The sequence below is a fragment of the Psychrobacter pacificensis genome (assembly GCF_900101915.1).
Taxonomy (GTDB): Bacteria; Pseudomonadota; Gammaproteobacteria; order Pseudomonadales; family Moraxellaceae; genus Psychrobacter; species Psychrobacter pacificensis.
In genome coordinates this window covers 1-26,595 of sequence record NZ_FNAL01000007.1, presented here as the reverse complement: position 1 = coordinate 26,595, position 26,595 = coordinate 1, and the positions used below count along the sequence as shown (strand labels likewise).

22 protein-coding genes are annotated in these 26,595 nt (G+C 45.7%); 13 read left to right on the top strand and 9 right to left on the bottom strand.

Annotated elements, in window-relative coordinates:
- Positions 1 to 74 precede the first annotated feature (74 nt).
- The 3 genes from BLR43_RS13920 to BLR43_RS05695 form a co-directional block, all read right to left on the bottom strand.
- Positions 75 to 206, bottom strand: a complete 132-nt coding sequence (locus BLR43_RS13920; protein WP_257785223.1) for a hypothetical protein — start codon at positions 204 to 206, stop codon at positions 75 to 77.
- A gap of 173 nt (positions 207 to 379) precedes the next feature.
- Positions 380 to 1,480, bottom strand: coding sequence for a lipase secretion chaperone (locus tag BLR43_RS05700; protein WP_093069481.1), 1,101 nt, complete (start codon positions 1,478 to 1,480; stop codon positions 380 to 382).
- Positions 1,481 to 1,507: 27 nt separating this feature from the next.
- Positions 1,508 to 2,584, bottom strand: a complete 1,077-nt coding sequence (locus BLR43_RS05695; RefSeq protein ID WP_093069478.1) for a lipase family alpha/beta hydrolase — start codon at positions 2,582 to 2,584, stop codon at positions 1,508 to 1,510.
- Positions 2,585 to 2,883: 299 nt separating this feature from the next.
- Here BLR43_RS05695 and map point away from each other — a divergent pair, with 299 nt between their 5' ends.
- Together map and glnD are read left to right on the top strand one after the other, a co-directional pair.
- Positions 2,884 to 3,675: a type I methionyl aminopeptidase gene (gene map / locus BLR43_RS05690; protein WP_379542917.1), complete on the top strand. Its 792-nt coding sequence runs from the start codon at positions 2,884 to 2,886 to the stop codon at positions 3,673 to 3,675.
- 241 nt (positions 3,676 to 3,916) lie between these two features.
- Positions 3,917 to 6,673: a [protein-PII] uridylyltransferase gene (glnD, locus tag BLR43_RS05685; RefSeq protein WP_093069474.1), complete on the top strand. Its 2,757-nt coding sequence runs from the start codon at positions 3,917 to 3,919 to the stop codon at positions 6,671 to 6,673.
- Between the two features lie 35 nt (positions 6,674 to 6,708).
- Here glnD and BLR43_RS05680 read toward each other — a convergent pair whose 3' ends face one another.
- The gene (locus BLR43_RS05680; protein WP_093069471.1) at positions 6,709 to 7,380 is read right to left on the bottom strand and encodes a hypothetical protein; all 672 of its coding nucleotides are present in this window, start codon (positions 7,378 to 7,380) and stop codon (positions 6,709 to 6,711) included.
- A 253-nt stretch (positions 7,381 to 7,633) separates the two neighbouring features.
- Between BLR43_RS05680 and dapC the strand changes: the two genes are divergently transcribed.
- From dapC to BLR43_RS05640, 8 genes are all read left to right on the top strand, one after another.
- A complete protein-coding gene (dapC, locus tag BLR43_RS05675) occupies positions 7,634 to 8,866 on the top strand; it encodes a succinyldiaminopimelate transaminase (protein WP_093069469.1) in 1,233 nt (410 codons plus the stop codon).
- A 142-nt stretch (positions 8,867 to 9,008) separates the two neighbouring features.
- Positions 9,009 to 10,955 (top strand): DUF294 nucleotidyltransferase-like domain-containing protein, encoded by a 1,947-nt coding sequence (locus tag BLR43_RS05670; protein WP_093069466.1) that lies wholly within the window; start codon positions 9,009 to 9,011, stop codon positions 10,953 to 10,955.
- Positions 10,956 to 10,989: 34 nt separating this feature from the next.
- Positions 10,990 to 11,595: a 3'-5' exonuclease gene (locus tag BLR43_RS05665; protein WP_201587558.1), complete on the top strand. Its 606-nt coding sequence runs from the start codon at positions 10,990 to 10,992 to the stop codon at positions 11,593 to 11,595.
- Positions 11,596 to 11,694: 99 nt separating this feature from the next.
- Positions 11,695 to 13,683 carry a D-alanyl-D-alanine carboxypeptidase/D-alanyl-D-alanine endopeptidase gene (gene dacB / locus BLR43_RS05660; RefSeq protein WP_093069464.1) on the top strand — a complete coding sequence of 663 codons (1,989 nt, stop codon included), beginning with the start codon at positions 11,695 to 11,697 and terminating at the stop codon, positions 13,681 to 13,683.
- 152 nt (positions 13,684 to 13,835) lie between these two features.
- The gene (locus BLR43_RS05655; protein ID WP_093069462.1) at positions 13,836 to 14,321 is read left to right on the top strand and encodes an ABZJ_00895 family protein; all 486 of its coding nucleotides are present in this window, start codon (positions 13,836 to 13,838) and stop codon (positions 14,319 to 14,321) included.
- A gap of 149 nt (positions 14,322 to 14,470) precedes the next feature.
- Positions 14,471 to 15,019 (top strand): DUF421 domain-containing protein, encoded by a 549-nt coding sequence (locus BLR43_RS05650; protein WP_093069460.1) that lies wholly within the window; start codon positions 14,471 to 14,473, stop codon positions 15,017 to 15,019.
- 89 nt (positions 15,020 to 15,108) lie between these two features.
- Positions 15,109 to 15,597 carry a 23S rRNA (pseudouridine(1915)-N(3))-methyltransferase RlmH gene (gene rlmH, locus BLR43_RS05645; RefSeq protein ID WP_093069457.1) on the top strand — a complete coding sequence of 163 codons (489 nt, stop codon included), beginning with the start codon at positions 15,109 to 15,111 and terminating at the stop codon, positions 15,595 to 15,597.
- An 82-nt stretch (positions 15,598 to 15,679) separates the two neighbouring features.
- A complete protein-coding gene (locus tag BLR43_RS05640; RefSeq protein WP_093069455.1) occupies positions 15,680 to 16,573 on the top strand; it encodes a DODA-type extradiol aromatic ring-opening family dioxygenase in 894 nt (297 codons plus the stop codon).
- Between the two features lie 49 nt (positions 16,574 to 16,622).
- On the opposite strand, the gene BLR43_RS05635 is transcribed toward BLR43_RS05640, so the two are convergent.
- On the bottom strand, positions 16,623 to 18,116 hold the full coding sequence (locus BLR43_RS05635) for an amidase (protein ID WP_093069453.1): 1,494 nt from the start codon (positions 18,114 to 18,116) through the stop codon (positions 16,623 to 16,625).
- Positions 18,117 to 18,349: 233 nt separating this feature from the next.
- Positions 18,350 to 21,679 carry a DNA translocase FtsK gene (locus BLR43_RS05630; protein ID WP_093069451.1) on the bottom strand — a complete coding sequence of 1,110 codons (3,330 nt, stop codon included), beginning with the start codon at positions 21,677 to 21,679 and terminating at the stop codon, positions 18,350 to 18,352.
- A gap of 546 nt (positions 21,680 to 22,225) precedes the next feature.
- Between BLR43_RS05630 and trxB the strand changes: the two genes are divergently transcribed.
- From trxB to BLR43_RS05615, 3 genes are read left to right on the top strand one after another with little or no spacing between them, the layout of a single operon-like run.
- Positions 22,226 to 23,248, top strand: coding sequence for a thioredoxin-disulfide reductase (trxB, locus tag BLR43_RS05625; RefSeq protein WP_093069449.1), 1,023 nt, complete (start codon positions 22,226 to 22,228; stop codon positions 23,246 to 23,248).
- On the top strand, positions 23,249 to 24,061 hold the full coding sequence (aat, locus tag BLR43_RS05620; RefSeq protein WP_093069447.1) for a leucyl/phenylalanyl-tRNA--protein transferase: 813 nt from the start codon (positions 23,249 to 23,251) through the stop codon (positions 24,059 to 24,061).
- A gap of 33 nt (positions 24,062 to 24,094) precedes the next feature.
- Positions 24,095 to 24,529: a MerR family transcriptional regulator gene (locus BLR43_RS05615; protein WP_093069445.1), complete on the top strand. Its 435-nt coding sequence runs from the start codon at positions 24,095 to 24,097 to the stop codon at positions 24,527 to 24,529.
- Positions 24,530 to 24,603: 74 nt separating this feature from the next.
- On the opposite strand, the gene rimI is transcribed toward BLR43_RS05615, so the two are convergent.
- The 3 genes from rimI to BLR43_RS05600 all read right to left on the bottom strand — a co-directional run.
- Entirely contained in the window at positions 24,604 to 25,095 is a 492-nt protein-coding gene (rimI, locus tag BLR43_RS05610) for a ribosomal protein S18-alanine N-acetyltransferase (RefSeq protein ID WP_227674164.1), read from the bottom strand.
- Positions 25,096 to 25,385: 290 nt separating this feature from the next.
- A complete protein-coding gene (locus tag BLR43_RS05605; RefSeq protein WP_093069443.1) occupies positions 25,386 to 25,913 on the bottom strand; it encodes a peroxiredoxin in 528 nt (175 codons plus the stop codon).
- A gap of 268 nt (positions 25,914 to 26,181) precedes the next feature.
- A partial coding sequence (locus BLR43_RS05600) for an EF-Tu C-terminal domain-related protein (protein ID WP_342021342.1) occupies positions 26,182 to 26,595 on the bottom strand: 414 nt, incomplete at its 5' end.

The window sequence follows — 26,595 nt, the reverse complement described above, 5'->3', positions numbered from 1 at the left end:
ATCTGATGACTGATATCGTTTATCGAAACCTTAAGTAATACATATAGGTCTCAGTACACGTATTAGCAACTGCTTTAGATCACATCTGTACCAGTAATGTTTGGCTCTTCAGTCGCAGGCGCTGTCATACTTGACATCGACTGGCAACCGACGAGTACCGTTACCATGACAATACCAGTCATCAATGCTTTGGTTAAGTTTTTCATATAAGCTCCTAGAATAATTTTAATAAACGGTTGGTTTTAACAAAGTATCACTATCGTTGTATTAAAGCCACAGCCATTGGATCGTACTTCTCCCAATGATCATAGCTTATTCACACTTTTAGCATACCCATCTCTTATATTGCTGTAAGTTAATTAATGTTAAGGAAATATGCTTACTGAGTTTTGGTTTCCTGCAACGCTGCATAACCGGATAAACGCTTGCGCTCAGCATCATTAAACAACTGCTGCTCAAGTTGGTCTATCTGAATTTGCGCCTCTGCTGGATTGGCACTTTGATTTAGTAAGCGCTGTTTTTGCGTTTGATACTGAGTGAAGCGCTGATCGAAGTCGGCATCTTCTTGCTCGACTTGTGCCAGTCTCTCTGCCGCTGGTGCGCCCACTAGCTCTCGACGCATATTGTATAGTGCCTCAGGGCTGGCACCTGCCGCTTTCATCCGTTCAGTACGAGCCATAAGCTCATTAAGATTGGCTTGCTGCATGATATTGGTTTTGATCGCACCATCTGGTAGACGGCTCACATAATCTTGTCTGGCAGCCTGTTTTTGTGCCTCACTCATTTGCTCATTTTGATTGATTCTGACCATCTCCATACTATAGTCATCATAACTATCGCTAGCACCAAAGAAGGCTTCGATGGTGGTTTTGTCAAAATACTGCTGACGTAAACTCGCCACATCCTGCTTTTGCTGAGCAATGGCATTCAAATCTAGCTCACCATTTTGGGTCGCTTGCAGTTGCAGATTGCCATAACGCTTTTCTATCTCAGGAAGCGCTTTGAGATACGCCACATATTTGCCAAAGATAGCGACCGCTTGGCTGGCAGCTGGCTCTGGCGTGTGGTGACGGATATAACTCTCGACACGCGCAAAAATAACGGCTTCGTCCTCCTCTCCTATTGCTGATAAAAAATAATCGAATAAACGCCGCAGACCTTCAGTGACGACCAACTGCTTGTTTTCATCGATGATGATTTCGCCGTCCACTTGCGTGCCCTTTAATGAGGCTGGCAAACGCTCTAACCCAGTGACAAATAAAGCATCGCTTTGAGCAAATGGTGCCTCAGCTTGAGTATTGCTTTGCGCCGTGGACAGTGTACTCTCAGACTTATCAGTGGGTGAAGCAGATAGCGACTGCTGAGTCGCCATCGGTTTATTATCTGGTTTAAACCACACAATCACCGCCGCCGCGATGACTATGATGACCACAGCGATGATAGCGATTGGTAAATAGGCTGGACGGCGATTATTCGACATAGATGAGAGTTCTTTTTACAAGTCAGCTTAAAGGTTGGCGTTTTTTAGGCGATTGACCTGAGTACGATAGATAGATTTTGGCTCAGACTCGCCCCATGCGGTCAAACCTAATACCTGATCGGCTGAATCTAGATGGTTCATGATGTAGTTGTCACGAATCACATACCCAAGTCGGCTTGAGCAGACAGAGACCAGACCATCATTGGCATCAGATAAAAACGGTACGCCTGTTACTGCAAGCAGATAATCACTAGGGTCAAGGGATCTCATGACTTGTCCGACGCCACTAAATGAGTAATATTTGATACCGTTTGCAGAGGTACTGGTTGGCTGACCACAGTAACTTGTTGGCATTGCTGCGGGGAATTTGGCATTGAATTTGGCCGCACCATCGGTTGATAGCGCCATGAGTGCTTGCCAGCCATCTTGCGCTTGTATCTCTTTAAAGCTGATGCCTGATCCCACATCTGTAAAGCCGCCAATCAAATTAAACACCCCTGATACTAGCTGTGTCGTGACGTTTGATGGCTCACCTGTGTCATTGTTTGGTTCAAGGACGTTTTTGACAAAATCGGCTGTTTTTGAGCCTTGCTCTGGACTTGATACGGCGGTGACCGAGGCGACGTATTTTGGTGCAACGCCAGCGACATAGCGGATGTCTATACCGCCTTGACTGTGCCCAAACAAATTGACTTTTGGATCGCCTGAAATGGCAGTGATAGTTTTGACTTGCTGTAATAGCTGCTCGCCGCGAACTTCGCTATTATTCACCGCTGATGTTTTGGTGGTGTACACCTCTGATCCACCTTTCATCAGCTCACTAGGAATCCCGTTGAAATAATCTAAGACCCCAAACATCTTGGTAAAGCCGCCAAGCCCATGCGCCAGGACCACTGGATACTGAGTCTTGGTATAACTGGAGGTAAAGTATTTGCTATCGACTAGCGTGCAGCCATTGGCGTTGGCACAATTATAGTACTGCCCTGCCGCTTGCGCTGAGGTGGTTTGCATGGTCATTAATAAAACGCCAGTACTGATAGAGCCCAGTATTGGTAAAAAAGTGCGCGGCGTGAGCGCAGCACGAACGTACGAAAAGAGCGTCATAACAACATCCTTGTCATCATTAATGGTGAGTGCCTTTACCTCATAACATCGGCAAAGACTGCTGCTAATCCCTTTAGCATGCAAAATTACATTACTTCTATCTTTTACAAGATTCAACTAAATTGTCAAAATATGAATATATTATCGTGACTGGAGGGTCATAACGGCTCAAATGGGGCTGTAAAGCAACTATTGTCAATAATAATGATAGATTTAATATCACTTATCATAAAACTGCCATTCATCCATTTATGGTATAATCTCCCCACATTAAACCCATAATTATAAGACACAAGATGATGACTAAAAAATCCCTTATCCAGTCCCCAGAGGCCATAGAAAAAATGCGTGTGGCCGGCAAACTTGCCAGCGACGTCCTTGTCATGCTCGACGAACATGTCAAAGTTGGCGTCAGTACCGAAGCCCTCAACCAAATCGCTCATGACTATATCGTCAATGTGCAAAAAGCCATTCCTGCTCCGCTGAACTACAATGGCTTTCCTAAATCTATTTGTACCTCAGTCAACCACGTGGTCTGTCACGGCATCCCAACCGAAAGCAAGCTACTCAAAGATGGTGATATCATCAATATTGATGTGACAGTGATCAAAGACGGCTACTACGGCGACACCTCAAAAATGTGGATCGTCGGTAACGGCTCTATCATGGCGCAGCGTATCTGCAAAGTCGCACAAGACGCGCTATATGCTGGCATGAGTGTGGTCAAAAACGGCGCGCGTCTCGGTGATATTGGTGCAGCGATTCAAGCAGTGGTCGAGCCTGAGCGCTTTAGTATCGTCCGTGAGTTTTGTGGTCATGGCATCAGTGATGAATTCCACCATGAGCCACAAGTCATGCACTACGGCAAAAAAGGCACAGGCTTTGAGCTAAAAACGGGCATGACCTTTACCATTGAGCCGATGATTAACCAAGGCACGTGGCAGACTAAGATTTTGCCAGATGAGTGGACAGCGATTACCAAAGACCGCAAACTGTCCGCTCAGTGGGAGCATACGATGGTCGTAACCGACAATGGCTGTGAAGTATTTACCACGCGCCCTGAAGAAGATTTGAGTTTTTTGACACAGTAAGACCATAAAAGATCGCCTAGGCGGTCTTTTTTTTGGCCGATGGTTAGCGTGTATCGAGTTAGGACAGATTGAGTATTGTGCTTACTGGCTTTTTGTCTTTATACTCGATGATGTAATCCCTTATTGTGGTGCCTTTATTCATGCATGCTATTTGAGACTTTTATCAGCATTCAGTATGCTGTTGGTGCGCCGCTTTTTAGCCCAAACGTTTTATTTTTAAACTCTTAACTGGATAACACTCATGTTTACTTGTGATGTCGCTTCTATTGATCTAACGCCCCTACCGCTACTATCAAATGATACGGCGACAGATAACTCGCTGTTGTCAGAGCAAAATACGACAGATAAAGCGCTGCTTGGCATTCCTGAATGGTTGGCACAAATCAATGAGGATATCAGCCGTGCCCTTGAGCGTGGTGCCAATATCCGTCAATTGGTCGAAGCACGTGCCTGCGCGATTGATAGCTTACTCATTGCGCTATTCAAATGGTTTGAGCTAGATAAGACGGATTTGGCATTGTTTGCAACGGGTGGCTATGGACGCGGTGAGCTGTCGCTTTATTCAGATATTGATATCCTGCTGTTATCTCCTGACGAAATTGGCGCTGATGCCAGTGGTAAGATTGATAAATTGGTCGCATTGCTGTGGGATATCGGGCTGGAGCCTGCGCTATCTGTGCGGAGCGTCAACGATGCGTTAGAAGCTGCACTTGACCATACGATAGCCAGTGCCCAGCTCGAAGCTCGATTGTTAATCGGCAACGAAGCACTGCGAGATATGCCCATCCAAATCGTTAACAAGCAGTGGTCTCCTCGTGCCTTTTTTGATGTAAAAATGGAAGAGTCCAAGGCCCGTTATCTACAACATAATGCCACCGAGTATAATCTTGAACCCAATATCAAAACGGCCCCAGGTGGTTTGCGTGACATTCATATCATCGGCTGGGTGACCAAACGCTATTTTCGCGTGGGCAAGCTCTATGACTTGGTACAACAAAACTTTTTGACCGAAAAAGAGTTTGATGAGTTAAGCTTTGCAGAAGGCTATCTATGGCAGATACGGCATTATCTGCATGTGCTGACCGGACGTAACGAAAACAAGCTGTTGTTTGATTATCAGCGTGAGATTGCTCAATTAATGGGTTACGAGACCCAGCCAGATGACCAGCCCAATGCGGCCGTTGAACGCTTTATGCGTGATTACTATCGCTGTGCCATGCAAATATCAACGCTGTCTGAGATGCTGACCAACCACTATTATGAGACCATCATAGAGCCCAGCCTGCCTGATGATGAGCGCCCCAAAAAGCAGCCGATCAATGCAAGATTCAACCGTGTCGGCGATCATATTGCTATAGCGCACCATCGGGTTTTTGCTCAGCATCCTGAGTCTATTTTAGAGATGTTTTTATTGATGGGTCAGCATGGTATCGACAAAGTTCGCACCCATACCTTGCGTGCACTCAAAATTGCGGCGCGCGGCATTGACCAGACCTATAGAGACAACCCTGTTCACAAAGCGTTATTTTTATCTAATCTAAAAGAGCAAAACTATCTGTTCCATCGTCTGCGCACCATGAATCGCTATGGGGTATTGGGCAACTATATTCCTGCTTTTGCGCAAGTCACGGGTCTGATGCAATATGATTTGTTCCATCGCTATACGGTGGACGCGCATACTTTATTTTTGATTCGAATTTTGCACCGCTTTACCGATCCTATGTTTTCTGAAGAGTTTCCACTGGTCAGCACTATTTTTCAGCGCATCGAGCGCAAAGAGATTTTGGTACTGGCCGCGATGTTCCATGATATCGCCAAAGGTCGTGGCGGCGACCATAGTGAGCTTGGTCAGACAGAGTCCATTGAGTTTTGTCTGTCACATGGCATGAGCTTAGCCGACGCCAATTTGGTTGGCTGGCTGACTCGCTACCATCTATTAATGTCGATTACCGCACAGAAAAAAGACATCTCAGACCCTGAGGTGGTGACTGTCTTTGCAGACCTTATCGGTAATGTGACGCACTTGAATCATCTGTACGTACTCACCGTTGCTGATATGAATGCAACCAACCCGCAGCTTTGGAACAGCTGGCGGGCAACGCTGATGAAACAACTCTACTCGCAGACACGGCGCATTTTGCGCGCCGATATTGATGCGCCGACCAATCGCCAAGATATGATCAGTGCCACACGTGCGCAGGCGCTCGCGATGCTAGACAATGTCAATAATCAGCACATGAATCGCGATGAAGTATTGCGACTATGGGACGATTTGGGCGATGAGTACTTTTTGCGAGAGATTGCAGAAGACATCTTGTGGCACACCGAAGCCATCTTAAACCATCCACCGATTGGGCTTGCTTCTAATGCGGATAGTCCGCCACTGGTGGTTTTGCGTGAGCATCGCGAGCTGGCACTGGATGCCGTACAGGTTTTTGTCTATACCCAAGATCAGATGAATCTGTTTGCCGTTACGATGGCGGTGTTCGATCAAATGAATCTTGATGTATTAGATGCGCGTATTATTACGGCTACCCGCGACTTTGCCTTGGATTCTTATGTGCTGCTAGATCCTAGTGGTACGCTGTTGGTCGATGAAGACAGTCAGCAAGAGCTTAAACAGCGCCTGATTAATGCCTTTAAAGATCCAACAGTACTAAAGCTCACCAACAAACGTATGCCACGTCAGCTCAGGCATTTTGAAGTGGCTACGGTGATTAACTTTGAGTTTAATGAGGCATCTGACCAGCATATCATGAGCTTAGAGACACTGGATCAGCCAGGACTCTTGGCTCGGGTTGGACAGATATTTTTGCAGGAGCAAATTGAGGTTCATGCGGCTCGTATTACGACCTTAGGTGAGCGCGCAGAAGATATGTTTTATATCAGTGACCAAAATGATAAGCCCTTATCTGCTGAACGACTTGATGCGTTAAAATCAGCACTGCTCGCCAGCCTAGCGACCAAAAGAGAAAACAACGTGGTTTATAGCTATTAATTGAATGACAACATCTTTGGTGACAAGGGCGCGCTTTACAGCGTGCTCTTGTATATTATATTGTCAGCATGTTCTATCAGCTCTACATCAGCAAGCTCTGGTGGCAAAACACCTACTTCAAGTAGCTGCTGCTCCATGATTAATCGTCCAGCCTTGATTTCTTTTTGTAATAAGCAATGCAAGCTTGATAAATGAAACTCGCCATTAAGATAGTCACCCAGCTGCCTCAAAGAAATAGGCGACTTGGCATGCACGTCAGGATACAGACTATCCTCTGCCAAAATAATCATTTCATTGAACGCCTCTTCACCTAGCAGCTCATCTTTATCTATCTCATTCTGCAACTTGTTCGCTAGACGGCCTTTCGCTGCAAGAATACCGACAAAAAATATGGTCTGTAAGATAAATAAGGCAATGTATTGCCATAAAGATAACGATATATTCAACATATTATTTAGCAGCATCAGTGCCATGGCGACAACCACGTAACCAACCAACTGCCATAGTAACCACATGATTAAGCTATTTTCGCCATACCAAAAGATTTTCTTCTCTTGATGCTCAATCAATTGCTGCCTCGCCTGCCACCAGCACGCTTCACGTTCTTTTAGCAGCGCATATACGTTAATAGGATGCGCACCTGCATCAGGAGTGTCATTATTGATATTTTTAGCGATGAAGTTATTATGATTTAGTACACTAGGCATATCAAACTGTCCTTAAAATGATCTGTCTCTGGCACTGACAGTCATCTTTTATATTGTTATAAGTTATCAGACGCGAAGCGTTCAATGCGCTTTGTAAGTACGACTGAATGGGCTATGATAAGGTCAGCCGTTCAAGCACAATAAATTCGCATTCACGTTATGAGAAGAAAAAGGCAAAAGAGGTATTACACTGCTCTAATGTAAATTTTCTTTATAACTTTATTATTAATTGTCTATTATAGTTATCACACTTATGAATCACAACTTAAAGCATCTACATCCTTATCCCTTTGCCAAGATGGTAACCTTACTCGCTGACAGCATACCTGCCGACGGTTACAGCGAAATCAAACTGGGTATTGGTGAGCCAAAACATGAGCCACCAGCATTTGTACTGGACGTACTACGCGAAAACTTGGACAGAATAAGTCGTTATCCGACCACCAATGGTATGTTTGAGTTACGTCAGACGATTGCGCACTGGTTAGAGAAGCGTTTTTTTCTTAGCCATGTCGATGCCAACACCCAAGTTTTGCCAGTAATGGGTACTCGCGAGGCCATTTTTAGCTTTGTACAAGCCGTCATAAATCATGATGCCGCTGATAACGAAAGCACGTCCTCTTCAGCCTCTAATGCCTCGCCTTTGGTTGTCATGCCCAATCCGTTCTATCAGATATATGAAGGTGCAGCAATATTGGCACAAGCGACGCCCCATTTTGTTCCCTGTACGTTAGACAATGACTTTAAGGGGGATTATCGCGCGGTGCCAAAAGACGTTTGGGCACGCACGCAGCTTGTATTTGTCTGTAGTCCGAATAACCCAACGGGTTCGGTTATGACTATGGAGGATTGGGAATATCTCATTCGTTTATCAGACCAATACGGTTTTGTCATTGCCAGCGACGAGTGCTATAGCGAGCTGTATTTTGATACTGCTCCGATTGGCTTACTGCAAGCTTGCGCGAATCTGGGTCGCCGTAATTTCAAAAACTGTATCGTATTCCATTCGTTATCCAAACGCTCGAACCTACCTGGTTTACGCTCTGGGTTTGTGGCGGGCGATGCCAAGATTTTGCAGTCTTATTTGCAATATCGTACTTACCAAGGCTGTGCGATGCCGATACCGCATCAGCTTGCCTCTATCGCTGCGTGGCAAGATGAAAAGCATGTCGCACACAATCGCGCCCTTTATCAAGAAAAGTTCGCGCTATGGATGTCAGAGCTTGGCGAGTTGCTAGATTTGCGCATGCCAGAAGCTGGATTTTATTTTTGGATAAAAGTACCTGAACCGTTCGATGGCGATGATGAAGTATTTGTCAAAGCATTATACGAGCAGGCCAATATCCATGCATTGGCAGGACGCTACTTGTCACGCGAGGTTGATGGGAATAATCCTGGAAAAGGCTATGTCCGTGTTGCTTTGGTCGCGAGTGTCGAGGAGAGCCGCGAAGCAATCAGTCGTATTCGAAAGTTGCTGGCGGCATAAACAGCCACTCAAAAAGCTTTTATCTTGAGCTAATAAAGCAGCCTCTAATAACCACAATATAAATAGGGTTATTAGAGGCTTTTTGCATGAATAGTGCTATAGTAAAGTCTCTACTGCAAAATATACCATCAAGGATGATGCCATGCCCCATCTTGACTTTACCCAGCCGCCCTTTGACGTACTGAGTCTAGCTGAACGTCAAAGCATCAGAAAAAACACGAAGATCCGCTATCTTGCTAGAGATGAGATCCTACCCGCAGCAGACTTGCAGTATCTATATGTGGTCATCAAAGGACAAATTGAGCAATCACTGGGTGGTGAATTTGTCGCCTCTTATTTGGGCAGCAACCATTCTGATGAGCCAAACAATAATGACTGGTTTGATAGTCGCCGCTTACCTGAGTCACTCATAAAAAATGGTGTGCCAGAAAGTAAAAACACGCCTATACAGCCGTACCAGTTTCGGGCCAGTGAGGAGACATTGCTGCTACAAGTCGATGGTGCGACTGTCGATAAAATCAGCGCGCAAAATCATCTGGTACGCCAAATGCTATCAGACAAGCTACCCGAAAGACTAAAGGCATTGCGACAGCGCCGTAGCAACAAAGCCCTAAACCCTGCTGGCTATACCCATCAACAAGAAGTGCAGCAAATCATGCTGCAACCTGTCAGCGACGTCCATTTATTGCCAGTACATATTGTCGATGCCAATAACAGCTTGTACGAAGCTGCGCGTATCATGACCGAGGCTGGGCTAAAACACGTACTGGTACGACCGCTGAACTATGTAGAAAATATACGAGACACTGAGCAGCCAAAACTGCTGTTAGGCATTCTCACCGATACGGATATTTGTCGCGCTGTGAGTGACAGACAAGATCCCGCTATTACGCTTTGCCAGCGCTATACCAATTTTAACCTGCGTACGATCAAGGCCACTGACGAGATTGGCGATGCGTTGCTCACTATGACTCGCTATCGCATTCACAGGCTGCCAGTCATTGATAGCAGTGGTGATGTCGTCGGCGTGCTTGGACAAAACGATATGCTCGCCCACATTGGTCATCACTCACAGCTCATTAGTATTCAAATCGAGCAAGCAACCGATCTATCAAGCCTAGATACCGCAGTCGAGCTTATCGGTCGCTATATTCGTGCGCAGCATCAAAACGGTGTCAAAATCGGTAATATCAGCCGCATGGTGCAGACGTTGAATGCGCAAGTATTTACCAAGCTCTGGCAGCTGATCGTGCCTGATGAAGTGATAAGCAATACTTGTCTCATCGTCATGGGCTCAGAAGGTCGCGGCGAGCAAATCATGCGTACCGATCAAGATAACGCCCTGATCATTCGTGATGGCTATACGCATCCGGATTTGGCACAGTTTGCCGATACCTTTAATAATCACTTGGCAACGCTTGGCTATCCACTGTGCGATGGCAATATCATGATGACCAATTCCATGTGGCGACAACCACTCAAGCAGTTCAACAAACAGATCGCCTCATGGTTTAGGAACACTGACCCCATGCATGGCATCTACTTGTCCGCCATAATGGATGGCGAATACGTCTGCGGTGATGAAACCCTACTTACACAGGTACGTCAGCATTTAAGAATGGCTCACAGACAAGCCGATCCAATGTTTATCCGGCAATTTGCCCGTGCAGCATTGCAGTTTGGCGATGTCAATCAGTGGTGGCAAAAGTTTGTACCTTTGATAGGGGGTAAATCTATATCAGCAGATATTGATCTAAAAAAAGCAGGCATCTTCCCATTGGTTCATGGTATTCGTACCTTGGCATTAGAAAATGATGTGCTCGATGTGCCTAGCAGTAAAGATCGCCTAAAAGCATTGGTGCAGTCTCATGCCCTGACCCAAGAGCGCGCCGATACATTATTGGAGGCGCTTGAGTTTTTTATGGCGCAGCGGCTATCCGTAGTACTCTCGACCGAGGACAAGCAGGCAAGGCAAGTCGATCCAACGACACTAACCGCACTAGAACGCGACCTGCTTAAAGAATGTCTGGCCGTGGTAAAAAGTTTTAAAAATCAGCTGCGTCAACACTATCAGTTAGAAATAGCATAAATATAGCAATAGAATAAATAAATGGATGATCAACATGAGCTGGTTACAGCAGTTATCTTGCGCTTGGCAAAAGACGCAGTTACAGCGTCCGGAGCTGGCATCAATGTTCACCATACCGTCGGCTGAGCAGTGGGTAGCGATTGACTGTGAAATGACTGGCCTGAACCCCAAAAAGCACCATTTATTATCCGTGGCAGCGATACAAATCAATGGCAATACGATCGATACGGGTAATGGCATGCACTTAGTTTGCAGACCGCCTGTAATGCCAGATCGGGATACAATTGTCATTCATGGTCTGCGTACTGCTGATGTCGAGCATGGCATGAGTTATGACGAGATGCTGGCTCTCTTGTTACCTTTTATTGATAACCGACCCATCGTCGGATTCTGCCCGCAGCTCGACATGGTATTTTTAAATCCTTTGGTCAAACGCTATATGGGAACGACCCTGCCCAACAAAGTCATCGATGTGCGTCAATTATACAGTCGACGTATGGGCGACCGTACGCAAGGTATTCCCAATCAAACGCAGCATTTGACTAATATTCTGGCGCATTATGGTATTCCTGAGCTTGGTGCCCATGATGCTTATAACGATGCAATAATGACGGCGATGGCATTTTTGCATGTACGCTAGCCTTTATTATTGACGATAAAATTGAGCTTCTGAGAGCATATCCGAAAACAGCAACTCATGTTACCATAAGCAGTTTTTGCCACCTGATGAAAGATGCTCATGCGATACCGTTCAAAGCGCGACCATCAGTCGCCCATTACTGCCAAAACTGCCGCAATTTGTAGCCGTGTATTACCCTCTCACTTATCTAATAAACGTCTGCCTACCCTCACGCTATTCGCTGCGATGATCATAGCGCCTGCTTATGCACAGGCGGCTCTACCAGCCCCCATTGAAGCATCATTGTCACGTGCCAATCTGACAGCGTCTGATATCAGTCTTATCGTAACGCCTGTGGGTAACAAAAATGCCAGTCGACTGCCCGCGTCTGTGCAAGTGATTGATAGCCGTGATACGGATCGCCAATCGACGCGACCCTCTGACTATAACGCTGTGACTGCTAATGAAAACAATAGCAGCCAAAACGTGACAAAGACAGATAATCTAGCGACCAACATCACCACTCATACTGACTCACAAAGCGCGCTAATCACTATTGAACAGCGTACGATTGAACAGCATGAGCGAAAAATACATACGTATACTAATGATCCTTATACGTATCAGAGTGTAGAGGGCATACCGACGGTTGTACCTGATGAGAACCCCTCCCTTACTAATGATGACAATAGCGCAGTGAGCACGGATAATGCCTCGGTAAAAATCTCCTTTTCACCACTATTGAATCATCAGCCTGATGTACCGCGTACGCCTGCCAGCACCATGAAGTTGGTACCCACTTTTATCGCGCTTGATACATTGGGGGCAGGTTTTGTATGGCACACGCGGGTTTATCATACGGGTATACAAGTCGGTGATACCTTGATGGGCGACTTGATCATTCAAGGCAGCGGCGACCCTAAGATGACTCATGAGCGATTAAAGCAGCTCCTTTATCAAGTGCAAGCGACGGGTATTCGCCATATCAATGGCGATATCATCGTTGATAGCAGCATTTTTGAGTCGGTGAGCAAAGATCCTGCCGCCTTTGACAATGCGCCACTGCGTCCTTACAACGCCAGTCCAGATGGGTTTTTGGTGAACTTTAGCACCGTCGGTATCAAGACTCACCCTTTGGGCAACGACCACGCAAGCTTGACTTATAAGCCGCGACTGGCTAACTATCAACTCCCTAATAAGATCCGCACACGCGACGCGGCTTGCGGACAGGTAAGCTACAGCCTATCGCCGCAGTGGCAAGCGGAGCGGCTAGCACTCAATGCCAGCCTGCCAAAAAGCTGCGGTGAGCATGTGTTTTATGTGGCGTATCCTGATGCCAAAACGTTTGCCGCACACGTCATTGCTGCTAAATGGCAAGCGCTTGGCAATACACTGAGCGGACAAGTGATCTCACAAGAAACCCCTTACAATGCCAAAAATACTTCAAAATTAGTACATGGTCTCACGGCTATTACCATGTCGCCTTTGCCTATGGTCAGCTATCCTTCATTGGACTTAACGCAGCAAATTTATGACATCAATCATTTTTCAAACAATGTCATGACAGAGCAAGTTGCCTTATCCATCGGCGCTTATGACACAACTGAGCGCGCCAATATGCCTGCTAAAAACAGCACGCAAAAGGCCGCCAGCTTGTACCAGTATCAGCCGATGCATACTGACTATCCTGCAGCGCTAACACACATCAGCCAATGGTGGCAAACCAACCTAAGCACACCGCCACCTTATTTGACCAATGGCTCGGGACTATGCCGCGACTGCACCATCACCGCTGCCAATCTAAGCGAGCTGTTGACCTATGCTTATAATCACCCAAGCTTTGATGCGTATGTAGACTCGTTAGGTATCGCTGGAGTCAGTGGCACCATTGCCGCTCATAGTGAGCGATTACCTGACTCAGCAGCGATTGGCCGAGCATGGATAAAGACAGGCACATTAAATAACGTCACCTCAATGGCAGGCTATGTCAAAGGGTTGTCAGGTCAAGACTATGTCGTTGTGGGTATGATTAATACAGATCAAGCGCTCAATCCTTATACGGCAAGACCTGTATTAGATGCAGTACTCGACTGGACCGCTCAGCGCTAATGGTTTTGCTAAAGCGATGCTTAGTGAGCAGTAGTAAAGCAGCAGCAGATATTTTGACGCAAGTGGTATGATTATTTGCACAGCAATCATGATTGCTATGTTTATTCATATATTTTTAAAACTTTTATTTTTACCTTTATAAAGGCCAGCTTATGTCACGCCAGACAACCCATCTCAGTAAGCCTCGAACGCTTGCGTCAAGCCAGACTAAACTGGCGCAATATATTGGTTTTTTTGCCATTGGTTACATCCTTGCCAGCGCCATCTTTATGATGATTCAGACCAAGATTGCGCTTAATTCGCAACTGGTCATGGTCGTCTCTATCATCGTCGGTGCTTATATTGCGGTCAGCAAATTCATCAAGCATCAGCAGCGTGCTTTGGCTAAAAATGAAATCAACCGGCTCATGTTTGGCGGTGTTGCGGTGGTTTGGTTATTGACGGTCCTTTATTTTTTAGCCATATGGTTTTGGTTATTTGATGGGGTTAGCCGTGAGGTATTACTCGAGATGGCTATGGCGCGGCCTTTGCCCTTGCTTTCTTCATTGGTGCTGATGCTGGTATTCACCTTGGTCAGTACGCGTATCAGCCTATGGGCCATCAACCATTTCTTGAACCCTGCTCCCAAAACAGTATGAACACAGCCAACTATCTACAACGAGCATAACCGACCACCTACAAGGTAATACAAAGTTTTCTCCTACTCATAGGTAAAATCCGTTAGGCTAACTTTGAGCAGTCAAATTTTAGCGGTTATTTGTTTTACTTTATAATAGGAGCAAACATCATGGAAACGGTTTTTTTTGACAACATAGATAAGCTCGGTCGCATTGTTTTAACGACTGTTATGATCTACGTGTTGATTGTGTTGGTGACCAAAGCCTCTGGTAAACGATCGACGTCACAGCTCAATAACTTTGACTGGATCGTGACCGTCATGATTGGCTCATTGGGTGCCAGTACCATTTTGCTCAAAAACATCCCTTTCATCGAAGGGGCTTCGTCGATATTGGTACTCTATCTCTTACAGTTTTTGATAACCAAATACGCCTCTATCTCACCGCAATTTAGCAGTGTTATTCTGTCTGATCCACGTATTGTCTTTTATCAAGGGCAGTTTTTGCCAGAAGCGATGCGGGCCGAGCGCCTGACTCGTCAAGAAATCGAATGTGCGATGCGCGCTGAAGGGGTCAATAATTTTGATGATATCGAAGCTATTGTCTTCGAGTCTGATGCCAAACTCAGCGTGATTCCAAAACAACGCCAAGCCGATACGAGTGATGATGAGCAGGATGTAGATCACAGCGTGTCAGAGACCATTACCCCTTTGATGTAATGATTAGATAATTGAGCACTGATGGCTATCAATACTCAGATTCAGTGCTCGAATGTAAAAATTTTTCAATTTAAAAAATGGTACGTACTATGAAGGTTAGAATTTTGACCGTTGGCAATAAGATGCCTAGCTGGGTGCAAACAGGTTTTGATGAGTATTTTAAGCGTATTCAGCCCATGCTGAGCACAGAGATTGTAGAGATTGCCGCTGCCAAACGGGCAAAAAACCCATCAGATGCCAATCTAGCACAGTACCGTGAGCAAGAAGGCCAAGCGATATTGGCCGCTCATAATGCCGCGAGCCGTGAGCAATTATGGGTACTAGACGTCAAAGGTAAGATGATTTCAACGGAAGGATTGGCTGATAAACTCGCTGATGGCATGCAGCAAGGTGATGATATTGCGTTGGCCATCGGCGGTGCAGATGGTGTATCACCAGCAGTGTTAGCAAAAGCCGACGCAAAGTTATCATTATCAGCACTGACATTGCCGCATCCGCTGGTACGCGTGGTACTAATGGAGCAGCTATACCGCGCGATGAGTATCAACAATAACCACCCTTATCATCGCGGTAATTAACCACACCCCAAGCTTTTTTTTGATTTAAAACGTCAATCCCAAAATAGATTGAAAAACTGGCGCATGCCCTAATAAATGGAACATGACATATCCAAAACGCGCGACATCCAAAGCCTCTCAGACTACGCATCAGCGTGATCATCATCACGACACTGTACAGACACCTATTACCTCTGCTGCGGCATGGGAAAGTGCGTCTGCTATAATGCCTAATGCATCCAAACTACCTGCGTTGTTTATCTCGCACGGGGCACCCACACTTGCGATTGAGCAATCTGCCACGACCAGTGCATTGGCCCGTATCGGGCAAAACTTACCTAAGCCACGTGCCATCGTCATTATGTCGGCGCATTGGCAATCAGCAAAGCTTGAGATTAGCAGTAACCCGCAGCCAAAAACGTGGCATGATTTTTCGGGTTTTGCGCCTGAGCTTTACGATCTTCAATATCCTGCATCAGGTCAACCAGCGCTGGCTGAGACACTTGCTCAGCAGCTCAGCGCACGCGGTATCACATGTAGCGTCAATCCTGTACGTGCCTGTGATCATGGCGTTTGGGCACCGCTCAGACACCTGTACCCAGAGGCAGATGTGCCTATCGTTCAAGTGTCACTGCCGCAGCATTACGATAGCATTGCTTGCTATCAATTGGGCGCGCAGCTCGCGCATCTGCGTGATGAGAAAATTCTTGTTATTGGCTCAGGTAATATCACCCACAACTTACAAGCACTGCGCTGGGATGCCGATAGCATTGACCAAGCTGCCAAATCCTTTAAGCAGTGGTTGCTCCAGCAGCTCAAGATAGACATACCCACTGCCCTGGACTGGCAGCAATATCCAGAGTACAAAGACATTCATCCAAGTGACGAGCATTTGCTGCCATTGTTTTTTGCGTTAGGTGCCGGTCAGCGCGTCTCGGTTGTTCATCAGAGCATGGCCCATCATAGTTTGGGTATGGATATTTACCGCTTTGATTAGCTTCTATTTACTATTTCCTACTTATCTAATTAAAGCACACAAACCAAACCTACTTCTCAAAGGCAGGTTTGGTAAATAAACCCGCACGCTCCATCTCACCTGCCAGACTAAATAGCGTCGCCTCATCATTCATACGCCCAATCAGCTGCATGCCAATTGGTAAGCCTTTTTTACTCATGCCGACTGGCACCGACATGGCTGGCAATCCTGTGACGTTGCCCAACAATGTGAAGCCCATTTTTCCTAGCACAGGCGCGCTTAGCTTTTCGATCATGCCTGACTTAAAGGCATATTTACCCATGTCAAACCCTTTATTGAGCACCCCAGCGCTACGCATCATCATCTCATCCATGCGGCTGGGTGGTAGCACGCCGTGTTTGACCGCAGGCGTCGGTACCGTCGGGGACAAAATCATATCGTAGGTTTCTAATAACAGCCCCGTTTGATACTGACTGTGATGCCAGCCATGCTTGGCATGAACCAAGTCCACTGCTGATAGCGAACGTCCGAGTAGCGCCATATTGTAGGTTTGCGGCTCTAGGTTTTTGATATGGGCGGGCCCAAACTCACGCTCGATATTATCAATCGTAAAGGCGGTATGCGCGCAGACCACGACGATAAAGTCATGCCAAAACTGCTCGATATTGATATTTGGCTCAGCGGGTATCACTTGATGCCCCATCGATTCTAGCTGCTTAGCGGTTTGCTCCAGTACAGCAAATACTTCTTTGTCCACTACGGTATTGGCAATCAATGGCTGCTGCTGCAAAGCGATTTTCAATGGCCTTGGCGCGCGCATCGCCGCCTGCAAAAACGTGCCGTCTGGCGGCGCAATGACATAAGGCGCGCCAATCTCTACACCACTGGTGGCATCGAGCATCGCGGCACTATCACGTACCGAGCGCGTAATCACATGATCGGCCACTGCCCCATCCCAACCTTCACCAAGATTAGGGCCAAGTGGATTGCGGCCACGGCTTGGTTTTAAGCCAAACGCACCGCACCAGGCAGATGGAAACCGTATCGAACCGCCACCATCACCGCCGCCTGCCATCGGTACGATACCGCTCGCCACTGCCGCGGCACTACCACCTGACGAGCCACCAGAGCTATAGCCTTTTTTAAACGGGTTGTGAGTGGCGCCATGGGCTTTTGGCTCAGTGGTGATAATCAAGCCAAACTCTGGCGTATTGGTTTTGCCAAAGGTATTGACGCCTGTCGCTTTCATGCGTTTGACGATTTCGCTGTCTTTTTCTGAGAGGATATTGACGCTGCGGCTGCCCATCGTAATAGGCTCACCTGCAAAACTAAATGAGAGATCTTTTAGCAAATACGGCACGCCAGTAAATACGCCAGAAGGCAGTCCTGCCTGCGCCGCGTTGTAAGCGCGCTCATCGAAACGGTGAATAATGGCATTTAGCTTGGGATTGAGTTTATTGGCCTGATAAACGGCGGCGTCTAATAGCTCCTTTGCACTGACCTCACCTGAGTTAACCAGTGCCGCTAAGGCGAGTGCATCGTACTGGGTATATTCTTTAAACATAACCAACCTTCCTTGGAGAGTAATTGTAGTAAGATTTTTTAAATATCTATTTCATCAGTAACTGTCAGTTTATTATAAAAAACCACGACTTATGGTTGATAAACAAACTCACTGGTCATTTGAAAGTTTTGGTAGCTTATTCGCTTATGAGTGAATTAATCTTGAATCTTTTTCACAAAAAAAACGAGCCATTGTCGTGACTCGTTTTTTCATTATTCATTCAATACTAAGCACTACATTAACAGTTCGCGCTTACCACTTTTGCCCATCGAGCTGACCAGTCCAGCGTCTTCCATTGAGTCGACAATACGGGCGGCACGGTTATATCCGATACTGAACTTACGCTGGATACTAGAAGCTGAGACCTTACGCGTTTCCATAATAAAGGCGACGGCGTCATTATATAGATCATCATCTTCACCAGAGGCATTAGCCGTGCTACCACCGCCCGGACTAGATAGCTCAAAATTTCCTGCCATGTTGTCAATATAATCGGGCGCACCGCGCTCACGCCATGCGTCACAGACACGGTTGACCTCTTCATCACTGACATAAGCACCGTGCACACGATCTGGTTCAATCTGACCTGGCCCCAAGAACAACATATCACCGTTACCGAGCATGTCCTCAGCACCGCCACTATCCAGAATCGTACGCGAATCGACTTTTGAGTTGACTCGTAGTGCTGCACGCACTGGGATATTGGCTTTAATCAAACCCGTGATGACATCGACTGATGGGCGCTGAGTAGCTAGCATTAAGTGAATACCAGCCGCACGTGATTTTTGTGCCAAGCGCGTGATTAACTCTTCGGCTTGCTTGCCCACCTGCATAATCATATCGGCAAACTCATCTGCGACGATGACAATCATGGGCAGAGTTTTGAGCTTTGGCGCTTGGCTGATACTTACGCTGTCGTTTGGTCGCCATAACGGATCGAGCATTGGATTGCCTGATTTCTCTGCCGCGATGACTTTTTTATTAAACTCGTTGAGCTTACGAACCTTGAGTAAGCTCATCAACTGATAGCGGCGCTCCATCTCGGCCACGCACCATGACAAGCTGCTAGCGGCCTCAGTCATGTCAGTGACAACTGGGGTAAGCAGATGCGGAATGTCATTATAGTTGGCAAGCTCCAGCTGCTTTGGATCAATCAAGATGAGTCGCAATTGATTGGGCGTGTACTTGAGTAACATCGATAATAGCATTGAGTTGACCAATACCGATTTACCAGAGCCTGTGGTACCAGCAACCAGCATATGCGGTGCACGCGCCAGATCAGTAATAATGGGGTTACCACCGATATCTTTACCCATCGCCATGCTGATTTGTGCTTTAGGGTCTTTGAACATCTCGGTACTAAGTAGCTCGATTAAGCGCACCATTTCACGTTTTTTATTGGGCACTTCAATACCGATGTACGGTTTGCCTGGTATGACTTCGACCACACGCAAAGAGGCCATTGATAATGAGCGCGCCAAGTCACGTGAAATACCAGTAACTTTGCTGGCTTTGACACCAGCTGCCAGCTCCACTTCAAAACGAGTCACCACAGGCCCTGGGATAGCGTTGACGACGTTGGCTTTTACATTGAACTCTTGGAGCTTGATCTCAAGCAGCTCAGATAATTGTTCGAGCTCAGCGACGGTATAGCTAGGCTTACGGTCAGGATCAGGCTTGTCCAATATAGACACTTCTGGAATAGGGGTTAGGCTACTGCGATAGGCAGCCGTCTGCATAGAGCGTGATTTTTTGCTGAATGCTTCGTCATCGCTGATATGCGGCATAACGGGTGCACTATCGTCAGTACTATCCTCCTCCGGCATCATATCTGTGATATGGTTGCTACTATCACCTTCTGGTACCGCAAAGCTGACAGAAGGTTTAGCTGGGACTGCAGGCTGTGCATTTGAGGCCGAACTGACCGCTTCCACAGTCGGCGCCGCTTTTGGATTGGCAGGCGGCGTATTGGTCGGTGTCATATCCGAAATTTCTGATACTGATGCGGCCACTTCTACTGATGGCTGAGCCACTGTGGCCTCAGGTACAGGCGATGACTCATTACGTTGTAATAGTTCGAACTGTGCAGCAGAGAACCCATAAGAGTCGTCACTTAGAATGCTATTAGTGGCGTCTGACGTAGGCCTTGATAGCTCTTCTTGCGGAATTTGATTAGTGACATTAGTTTCCTCAGCAGTAGCAACCGACGATTTTGCAACAGGTTCTGATATATTGCCATGCTCCGCCAACCATGCTTCTGCCAACTTATCGACATTCTCCGTTGTATCATCTGGATGAGAGTCTTCCGGCTCAGTAATAGCCTGATTGACAGCTTGAGCATTCGTTGATTCATCCATTGAGGATTGAGTAGCTAGCTCTTGATTAGATAAATCTGATTGAGTTTCTGTTTCTACCATCGGTGCTGCCACAGAGGTTTGTACTGCTTCTTCTAATGACACGTCAGTGACGACTTCACTCTGTGCATAGTTAGGCACAGTAGAATTATCTATGCTGTTAGTGCTATAAGCCATCTGTTCACGCGCGAGCAGATCAGCAACCGTATTTGCATCATTCCATGCAAAGCTTGGCTCGACTTTGCGAGCAGGTGCTACGATAGGGTTTGGTATCGTTGATGTGTTGGTGTCACTGACTGTACTGCCAACCGTAGCATTAGCAGTCGCTGCGACCGCGTATGGTGACTCACTTTTTTCATCGCTAGACGTTGCTGCTGCTTTTGCTGTCGCCATAGATGCTTTCACACTATCAGCCAATCCTGACGTCGACAAAAAATCTGATAATACATTGCTGAATCTGCCACTATTATCTACTGCGTGAGCACTATTCGCATCGTCAGCTGATTGCAACTCAAGTGGCAGCTGCTCATACTCGGCTGTTTGATTGGGATTTCCCTCTTTGATACTGTCACGGTCTTGCGACACCTCACTTTGCTCATCCAACTCGGCAGCATCTTCTTTATTTTTTAACCCTGAGCCAAGCCAAGATAATGCTGTAATCTTCTGATATATAGCGAGCCAATGGATGTTAAAGGCAAAGGTCGCGGTAATCACAACGAACACCGCCAAGAAAACCACACTGCCCCACTGCGATAGCAACTGTGTCAAACGTTCCTGCAACTCAAGACCGATGATACCACCAGCCACGCCTTCAAGTCCCATTGATGCAGGATTGGCTACTTGCTGAATTAAGGCAACCAGTTGTGCAAATAATGCACTGGCGCTCAACAGCAAAAACACATAAGCGACCAGTCGCATGAGCCAAAACGTCGGCTTATTGTCCCACCAAATAAGGATAGACTCATAAACCACAAACGCTAAAAACCACCATGCACCATAGCCAAAAAAGCTATAGAGCAAGTCGGACAACCAAGCGCCCGTCTGGCCACCCATATTGTTAATAGTCGTCATATCACTACTGATGTGCGACCAGCTAGGATCATTGCCTGTGTAAGTCATTAAAATAACAAACAAATAAACAGCCAGTATTAACCCAAGGAGGGTAAATATTCCCTTTTTTAAATACTCAATAAGCGGTGCTGATATCACGTAAAATCTGCCTTGTTGTTAATACTAAATGGTCGCCAGTGCATGACTAAGTCTAATCATGCTGACATAAAGTGCTGACATATAAAGGTACCTAGCAAAGTGTTTGGTTGAGATTCACCTCTCAAAAGGCCTGAGCATAGCAGTCATCGCTTAAGCTCTATCACACTTGGCATAACTTCTTATAATAACAAATACATAGGTACAGTGGCGACACTCTTATAAAGAAAGCGTGCAAGAAAGTAAATCAATATACGATTTGCGCAAAAAATCTGCGAATAATCCAAAAGTTACTAACAGAATACTGCTAACAATTTTGTATAGACCCTATAAAATACCAGCTGTTTCTAGCACGAGTATTTCAAGGTTATCATGCTTTGATTCTAATGATAGCTGTGTTTGTTTTAGCAAACTTGCACTTTTTGCTATCTACCCTTATGTTATTATCACACAGCAATTAGAAAAACCATATTAGTAGCAACGCTTGACGTTTTTTTATTAGATTTATAACTCATATTTTTCATTCGTATATTTAGAAAGGAACCACTTATGGCAACTGACACTACTACTTCACGTCACGAAAAGCTCATCATTTTAGGCTCAGGTCCTGCCGGTTATTCGGCTGCGGTCTATGCGGCACGCGCCAACCTTAAACCTGTTATGGTAACGGGTATTGAAGTGGGTGGCCAATTAACCACCACCACCGAAGTCGATAACTGGCCAGGCGATGCGCATGATTTGACCGGTCCTGCATTAATGGAGCGTATGAAAGCACATGCTGAGCGTTTCGGTACAGAATTGGTTTATGATCATATCAATGATGTTAACTTGAATGTACGTCCTTTTGAGCTGTCAGGTAACAATGGCACCTATACTTGTGATGCCCTGGTTATCTCAACAGGTGCCTCTGCTCAGTACCTAGGTCTAGAATCAGAAACCAAATTTAAAGGGCTTGGCGTATCCGCTTGTGCCACTTGTGACGGTTTCTTTTATAAAGATCAAAAAGTCGCTGTGATTGGCGGTGGTAATACAGCCGTTGAAGAAGCCTTATACCTCTCTAACATTGCCTCTGAAGTCACTTTAGTGCATCGCCGTGATAGTCTGCGCTCTGAAAAAATCCTACAAGACAAGCTGTTTGAAAAAGCCAAAAACGGTAATGTTAAAATCGAATGGAACCATCAAGTCAAAGAAGTGGTCGGTGATGACATGGGCGTCAATGGTGTCGTTATCGAATCAATGATTGATGGCAGCACCAAACAACTGGATGCAATGGGTATGTTCGTCGCCATCGGTCATAAGCCTAATACCGACCTATTCAAAGGTCAATTGGATATGAAAGATGGCTATCTGGTCGTCAATAGTGGCTTGAATGGTAATGCCACGCAGACCAGTATCGAAGGGGTGTTTGCCGCAGGTGACGTGGCTGATCATGTCTATCGTCAAGCCATTACCTCTGCTGGTACTGGCTGTATGGCAGCGCTGGATGCTGAGAAATATTTGGATGCTATCGGTGAGGCAACGGCGAAAGACCATACCTATGCGTCAACGCTGACTGCTGATCAAGAAGACTAAATGAATAACTTTGCGCAGCATGGCGATCATGATCAATACATCACGCCTGAGACTTTACAAAGTCTTGGGCGTTATGACTTTCCTGATCCTATCTCTATCGATCCTGAGGGCATCGGTATTGTCGCGATGGGTGGCGATCTTGCACCCGATACATTAATATCTGCTTATGCACAAGGACTGTTTCCATGGTTCAATGAAGATGAGCCTATCGCTTGGTGGTGTCCTGAGCCACGTTGTGTGATCGTCCCATCTGATTATCAACCGAGTAAGTCACTGCGCAAGCAAGCAAGTCGCACGCGTTGGCAACTAACACTCAATCAAGCTTTTGATGACGTCATACATGCCTGTAGTCTGCCGCGTAGCGATGGTCTTAATAATGACCTGCCCGAAGGCGAACACACTTGGATTCATGAAGAGATGATTGAGGCCTATACCACAATGCATGCACAGGGCTTTGCCCATAGCATTGAGGTGTGGGACGAGACAGGTCAGCTCATTGGTGGACTGTACGGGCTAAAAATAAACGGCATCTACTTTGGCGAATCCATGTTTCATCGTGCCTCTAATGCATCTAAGCTGGCGTTTTGGGGGCTGATGCGCTTATGTGAGCAAAGCCATGTTGCACTTGTCGACTGCCAGTTACCTAATGATCATCTCATGAGCTTGGGTGCCACTACTCTACCGCGTCCTGACTTTCTTGCTCAATTAGACCGCTTAATAAGCAGTCTCTCCATCAATTGGCACAATAATTTTCATCAACCATTGGCCGTATCCCTTCTCGATACAGCAAATCCTTGGCAGCATCAATCATGAAATCTATAAAAGCTAAACAATTAAGAGAGTCTTATGGCGCTTGATGATTCATTTTTATTGATTGGCGCGTTGGCAGCACAGGCCAATACGACCAAAGACACCGTGCGTCACTATGAACAGTTGGGCCTATTAAGGTCACGTAAGCGTCAAGCAGGCTCACGTTTATATACTGAGTTTCATCCCGAGTGCGTCGAGCGTATTGAGCTAATCAAAAGCGCGCAAGCCATTGGTTTCACCCTTACTGAAATCAAAAACAGCTTAAACGATTACTATGATGGCCAATTGGATATTGATTTGCAGCTCATGCTGACTCAGCAAAAGCTAGAACAGGTTAAAAAACAGCAAGCCAATATAAGCGTGATGGTAGAGTTATTGAGCGAGCGTATAGATGTTCTTGCACGGATGAAAGCAGACAGCAATTATCAATTAGACACTAATATCTGTAAAAAGAAAATACCATCAAGTTAAACACGATAACGTTGGTTGAGATAAATAATTTATCTTTAAAGAAACTACGCTTAACACTTGAGAATTTACTCTCTTCACTCACCATAGACATGTTGCATAATGAGTGCATCAACTGCGGACTGATTCGGTGACTTATAATAGCCTTTGCGTCTATGAATGACTGCAAATGCTTGCTTTTCATATAACGCTATCGCAGCATGATTGTCTGCTCGTACTTCTAACAACAAATTTTCCACCTGATTACTCTGCAATACTTCATGCAACTTATCAATAATTTGTGAAGCAATGCCTTGTCGTTGATAATCAGGATGCGTGCCAATACGCAAAATTTCTGCTTGCTCAAAAATCACTTGATAGAGGCAGTAGCCAATGACTTTATTATTATCGGCTTTATCTTCTTGTTTATAAACTATGAGCATATGCATACTATCTTGCGCGAGCATCTCAGCCAACGTCTGCTCAGTCCATGCGTCGTGCGGCTGTACGAGCGCTTCGATATTTGCAACGGCTTGAAGCGCTTGTTGCCGCTCTGATGTATTGATTGCTAATTTCTTTATAATAAACACCGCCTCTCCCTTTATTTTTCTTATGCAATAAATGCTATCTTATCGTCATTTTTATAATTACTCAGAAATGACATTATTTATGTCATAAACACCCGCTTTCGCGCCTCATATTTAACACTATCTTAGGTATTTCTTTTAATATTGCCAAAATTTTTGTAGAAAACATAAAAAAACTGCTTAGCCCTTATACTTAAGGATTAAGCAGTTCGACAGTATTTGAGCTTCAGCATTCAAGTATTTATCGACGCCTGATGATACCAGTCAAACGTCAACACACTTAAGAATTGTGATTAAGCATTACTTTTCAGATATTCTAACATGGTATCTGCATCTGATACTTCAAATGGATCTGTTGGACAGTTGTCACCGAAGTTAGGTTCTTTGAACACCTTTTTGATTTCTTTATTATCGACATACATCGAATATCGCCATGAACGCATACCAAAGCCAAGATTGCTCTTATCAACCAGCATGCCCATTTTACGAGTGAACTCACCATTGCCGTCAGGAAGCAAGAAAACGTTTTCACGGTTTTGCTTCAGGCCCCACTGGTACATGACAAAGGCATCATTGACAGAAATGCAAACGATTTCGTCTACGCCTAATGCTTTAAATTCATCGTAAAGCGCTTCATAACGAGGTAGATGGCTGATCGAACACGTTGGCGTAAAGGCACCTGGTAGAGAGAAAACCACCACTTTTTTATTGGCAAATAACTCATCTGTGGTTAAGTCATACCATTTAAATGGGTTGTCTCCGCCGATAGATTCATCACGAACACGAGTCTTAAAAGTCACATCAGGTACATGGGTAATCATGATTTACTCCGATTTAAGTTATTGTGTTTTTATTTTTAAAATCCTGCCATTATATAATAAGGGTTATAGCTATCTATAAGCAAATCTTTAATCTACTATATATGAAGCAGTCCTTGTAATTTATAGCTTTGGAATTTATTTTTTCAAATGAGAGAAAAACCCTAGTATTTAACCCCTTCTCCTCATTCACACCCCCAAAAAAAAAGCCACCCTAGATAGGGTGGCTTTTTTATGACTAATTCATAATCTCATTACTGAGACTTAAGTCTTAGTTCAATACGTTAGCAACAACACCAGCGCCTACAGTACGGCCACCTTCACGAATAGCGAAGCGTAGACCTTTGTCCATAGCAATTGGGTGGATAAGCTCTACGCCCATCTCAACGTTATCACCAGGCATGACCATTTCAGTACCGTCTTGTAATTGGATTGCGCCAGTTACGTCAGTGGTACGGAAGTAGAACTGTGGACGATAGCCGTTTAGGAATGGTGTGTGACGACCACCCTCTTCTTTTGACAGTACATATACTTCTGCGTCAAATTTGGTGTGAGGCGTGATTGAACCTGGCTTCGCTAGTACTTGGCCACGTTGTACGTCTTCACGCTTAGTACCACGTAGTAGTACGCCACAGTTTTCGCCAGCACGACCTTCGTCAAGCATTTTACGGAACATCTCTACACC